General features: G+C 64.9%; 4 protein-coding genes and 1 pseudogene. 2 read left to right on the plus strand and 3 right to left on the minus strand.

Translation table 11 applies throughout. The annotated features are described in order from the left end of the window. The 3 genes and pseudogenes from ACXJKH_RS14910 to ACXJKH_RS14920 form a co-directional block, all read right to left on the minus strand. Window positions 1-548 (minus strand): annotated as a pseudogene (locus tag ACXJKH_RS14910) (LTA synthase family protein); the annotation flags it as partial. A 392-nt stretch (window positions 549-940) separates the two neighbouring features. After that, window positions 941-1879: an electron transfer flavoprotein subunit alpha/FixB family protein gene (locus ACXJKH_RS14915; protein ID WP_457320411.1), complete on the minus strand. Its 939-nt coding sequence runs from the start codon at window positions 1877-1879 to the stop codon at window positions 941-943. Then, on the minus strand, window positions 1879-2625 hold the full coding sequence (locus ACXJKH_RS14920) for an electron transfer flavoprotein subunit beta/FixA family protein (RefSeq protein ID WP_256775331.1): 747 nt from the start codon (window positions 2623-2625) through the stop codon (window positions 1879-1881). Before ACXJKH_RS14920 ends, ACXJKH_RS14915 begins: the two co-directional genes overlap by 1 nt. A gap of 266 nt (window positions 2626-2891) precedes the next feature. Here ACXJKH_RS14920 and rfbB point away from each other — a divergent pair, with 266 nt between their 5' ends. Together rfbB and rfbA are read left to right on the plus strand one after the other, a co-directional pair. Continuing rightward, a complete protein-coding gene (gene rfbB, locus ACXJKH_RS14925; RefSeq protein ID WP_457320413.1) occupies window positions 2892-3947 on the plus strand; it encodes a dTDP-glucose 4,6-dehydratase in 1056 nt (351 codons plus the stop codon). Between the two features lie 32 nt (window positions 3948-3979). Next, window positions 3980-4814: glucose-1-phosphate thymidylyltransferase RfbA (gene rfbA / locus ACXJKH_RS14930; protein WP_457320415.1), on the plus strand; the 835-nt coding region annotated here is incomplete at its 3' end.

Below are 4814 nucleotides of genomic sequence, written 5' to 3' on the forward strand. Positions count from 1 at the left end.
CGCGAGAACTCGGCGCGCGCCTCGATCAGTTCGGCTGCGCTGATCTGGACCTGGCCACTCATGCCGGCCGACGTGGCGGCCGAGCGAAGGAAAGAAGAGATCGGTGCTTCCCCGCGCGCGACCACGATGCCACGGGCCAGTGGCTGAATGGCCAACAGCGCGGCATAGCCTGTACCCAGCACCAGAATGACAACCGCGGTGATGCGACGCGATAGTGGCTTGTATGTGGTGCGGACCACGCAGGCATGTCCGATGAAMGCTGTCAGGAATACCGCCAACAGCGCATAGATGCCATCGAATGCGATCAACCCGACCACTTCCTGGTTGGCGAATGCGATCGGAGGAATGAGGCCGCCGGAAATCCAGATCGAATAGAGCTGGGCCATGTAGATGCAACCAGCAAGCGCGGGCAGCACCAGCATCAGGATGCGCAACGGCACGAAGCGCAAGCGCAGCGTCAGCCGCGTTGCCAAATCCAGCAGCACAAGCTCGAGCGCGCAGCTTGCGGCAAACACAGCGAGGTCCGTAGCTGCCTGGAAGCGCAGCATTCGGAACAGCAGGACAAGGGTCGAGAGTCCTGCGACGCACGTTCCCCACGCGGGAAGCCGCCGGAGGAGGGTCGAATCTGAGATCTTCATTATCTGAACGGACGATCCAGTCGGATCTTCCCTGCAACGCTCCCTGTAAGGCCCTGCTTTCCCTGCGGCCCAAGTTAAGTCCGCGTGATGGGCAGTATCATACGGGGTGTGCCATGGGACTGAAATACTGATCGATCTTTCCGCCACGTTCTGTGTGGTCGATAGCAAATCAAGCGCACCCCAACGTATCCCCGGCACGCACCTCGTCCGATGCTGATACGCGACAACCGGCGTGGCCAAATGAAAAAAGCCGGAATCCACTGGGGATTCCGGCCTTCAAATGCCGCGCTGGCGCGTTTGCCTTACAACGCCGCTTCCAGCTCCGGCAACAACGTGAACAGATCACCCACCAACCCAATATCGGCGATCTCGAAGATCGGCGAATCCGGGTCCTTGTTGATCGCSACGATCGTGCCGGCGTCCTTGATCCCGGTCAGATGCTGGATCGCGCCGCTGATGCCCACGGCCACATACAGCTCCGGCGAGATGATCTTGCCGGTCTGGCCCACCTGCAGGTCGCTGGGCACATAGCCGGCGTCCACGGCGGCGCGCGAGGCACCGACGGCGGCGCCGAGCTTGTCGGCCAGTTGGAAGATCACCTTGAAGTTCTCTTCCGAACCCACGCCACGGCCGCCAGAGACCACGCGCTTGGCGCTCTGCAGGTCCGGGCGGTCGGTGGCACCGGCGGCCAGGCCGACGAAGCGGGTGTGGGTCGGCAGGGCCGCATCGACGCTGGCCGCTTCCACGGTGGCATTGCCGCCCTTGGCGGCTTCCGGCCAGGACGCGGCACGCACCGTGGCGACCACGATCTGGTCGGCCGGCACGTCGACGGTGATGATCGCGTTGCCCGCGTAGATCGGGCGCTTGAAGCTGTGGCTGCCTTCGACGGTCATCAGGTCCGAGACCTGGTTGACGCCCAGCAGGGCGGCCACGCAGGGCATGAGGTCCTTGCCGAAGGTGGTCGACGGGCCGAACACGTGGGTGTATCCCTTGGCCAGCTGCGCGATCTGCGGGGCCAGCACCTGGGCCAGCGCCTGCGCGTTGGCGGGGTTGGCCACGGTCAGCACTTTGGCCACGCCGGCCAGCTGGGCGGCTTCCGCGGCCGCGGCGGCCGGGTCGGCGGCCAGCACCAGCACGTCGATGCTGGCACCGCTGATGGCGGCGGCGGCACTGACGGTCTTGGCGGTGGCGGCGTTGAGCTTGCCGTCGTGGTGCTCGGCGACAACGAGGATCTTGGTCATTACAGCAACCCCTTCTGCTTGAGTGCGGCGACCAGTTCGGCCGCGTCCTTGACCATCACGCCCTTGCTGCGCTTGACCGGCGCGGCGTACTGGGTGGTCTTGAAGGTATCGGCGGCGTCCACGCCGAGGTCGGCCAGCTGCAGGGTTTCCATCGGCTTGGCCTTGGCCTTCATGATGTCCGGCAGCTTGATGAAGCGCGGCTCATTGAGGCGCAGGTCGGTGGTGACCACCGCCGGCAGGTCCACTTCCAGCGTTTCCAGGCCGGCATCGACTTCACGGGTGACCGTGGCCTTGCCGCCGTCGATCTGCAGCTTGCTGGCAAAGGTCGCCTGCGGGCGGCCCCACAGCGTGGCCAGCATCTGGCCGGTCTGGTTGGCGTCGTCGTCGATGGCCTGCTTGCCGAGGATGACCAGGTCCGGCTGTTCCTTCTCCACCAGCTTGAGCAGGGTGCGCGCGGCGGTCAGCGGCTGGATGGCCTGGTCGGTGACCACGTGGATGGCACGGTTGGCGCCCATGGCCAGGCCGTTGCGCAGGTGGGCCTGGGCGTCGGCGGGGGCGATGGTGGCCACCACGACTTCGGTGGCGATGCCCTGGTCGCGCAGACGCAGCGCTTCTTCCAGCGCGATCTCATCGAACGGGTTGGGGGACAGCTTGACGCCGTCGGTGACCACGCCGGAACCGTCCGGCTTGACCTGAATGCGGACGTTGTAGTCCACCACGCGCTTGTACGCGACGAGGATTTTCATCTGGTGCTGGATCCTTCAATAACGGGGGAACGTCCGGTTCTGTAGACAGCAACCGGTTCGGGGGTGGGACCGCGATTCTAACTGGCCGAAGGCAACCATGCGAATGCGTATGGTTATGTTGCGGCGCGGCACAAAATGCGCATCCCAGCGGTTTCGTTCACGTCCGGCAGGCAGTCGTGAAGACCGCCCACCTGTATCCTGTAGCGCTGCATCCGGAGCGCTGCATTGGCGGCCGGAGACTTTAGAACCGAACAGGAGAACGGGTAGTGCCCACATGGCTTGTCACCGGCGGAGCCGGATTCATTGGCGGTAACTTTGTACTCGAAGCGGTCGCCAAGGGCGTCAAGGTGGTCAACCTCGATGCGCTGACCTACGCCGGCAACCTGAAGACGTTGGCGCCGCTGGACGGCAACCCGGATCACGTGTTCGTGCACGGCGACATCGGTGATCAGTCCCTGGTGGCGCGCCTGCTGGCCGAGCACCAGCCCGACGCGGTGCTGAACTTCGCCGCCGAAAGCCATGTGGATCGCTCCATCGATGGCCCGGGTGCGTTCATCCAGACCAACGTGGTCGGCACCTTGGCCCTGCTCGAGACCGTGCGCGACTATTGGAAGGCGCTGCCGGCCGACAAGGGCGCGGCCTTCCGCTTCCTGCACGTGTCCACCGACGAGGTGTACGGCACCCTGGGCGCGACCGGCAAGTTCACCGAAACCACCCCGTTCGCGCCCAACTCGCCGTATTCGGCGTCCAAGGCGGCCTCCGACCACCTGGTGCGGGCGTTCCACCACACCTACGGCTTGCCGGTGCTGACCACCAACTGCTCCAACAACTACGGTCCGTACCACTTCCCGGAAAAGTTGATCCCGCTGGTGATCGCCAAGGCGCTGGCCGGCGAGCCGCTGCCGGTCTATGGCGACGGCAAGCAGGTACGCGACTGGCTGTTCGTCAGCGACCACTGCGAAGCGATCCGCACGGTGCTGGCCAAGGGCCAGGTCGGCGAGACCTACAACGTGGGCGGCAACTCGGAAAAGCAGAACATCGAGGTGGTGCACGCAATTTGCGCGCTGCTCGATGCGCGCCGCCCGCGCGAGGACGGCCAGCCGCGCAGCAGCCAGATCACTTATGTYACCGACCGCCCCGGCCATGACCGCCGCTACGCGATCGACGCCAGCAAGTTGAAGGACCAGCTCGGTTGGGAGCCGAAGTACACCTTCGAGCAGGGCATCGGCTTCACCGTGGACTGGTACCTGGACAACCAGGAATGGGTCAACGGCGTGCTCGACGGCAGCTACCGCCTGCAGCGCATCGGCACCACCGCCTGAGGGCGGTGATCACCAGTAAAGAGGAAATTCGCATGACTCAACGCAAGGGCATCATCCTCGCGGGCGGTTCGGGCACACGCCTGTATCCGATCACCAAGGGCGTCAGCAAGCAGCTGCTGCCGGTGTACGACAAGCCGATGATCTATTACCCGCTCAGCGTGCTGATGCTGGCGGGGATCCGCGACGTGCTGATCATCAACACGCCGCACGAGCAGGCGCTGTTCCAGACCCTACTGGGCGACGGCTCGCAGTGGGGCATGAACATCCAGTACGCCGTGCAGCCGAGTCCGGACGGGCTGGCGCAGGCTTATCTCATTGGTCGTGACTTCGTCGACGGCAAACCGAGCTGCCTGGTACTGGGCGACAACATCTTCCACGGCCATGGCCTGCGGGAAGTGCTGCGCAATGCCGACGAGCGCGATCACGGCGCGACCGTGTTCGGCTATTGGGTCAACGATCCGGAGCGCTACGGCGTGGCCGAGTTCGACAAGGCCGGCAAGGTGATCGACCTGGTCGAGAAGCCGGCCAATCCGCGTTCCAACTACGCGGTGACCGGCCTGTATTTCTACGACGGCAACGCCAGCCACCACGCGGCCGAGCTGAAGCCGTCGCCGCGCGGCGAGCTGGAGATCACCGATCTCAACCAGCGCTATCTGCGCGAAGGCAATCTGCATCTGGAGGCGCTGGGTCGCGGCTACGCGTGGCTGGATACCGGCACCCACCAGTCGCTGCTGGAGGCGTCCAACTTCATCGAGACCATCCAGACCCGACAGGGCCTGCAGGTCTGCTGCCCGGAAGAAATCGCCTTCGGCCAGGGCTGGATCAACGCCGAGCAACTGGAGGCTCTGGCCGCCCCGCTGATCAAGA

The sequence above is a fragment of the Stenotrophomonas sp. P5_B8 genome, assembly GCF_054049855.1.

Bases quoted from the DNA above. Each gene is read 5' to 3' on its own strand.
- ACXJKH_RS14920 (WP_256775331.1), bottom strand. From the start codon at position 2,625: ATGAAAATCCTCGTCGCGTACAAGCGCGTGGTGGACTACAACGTCCGC.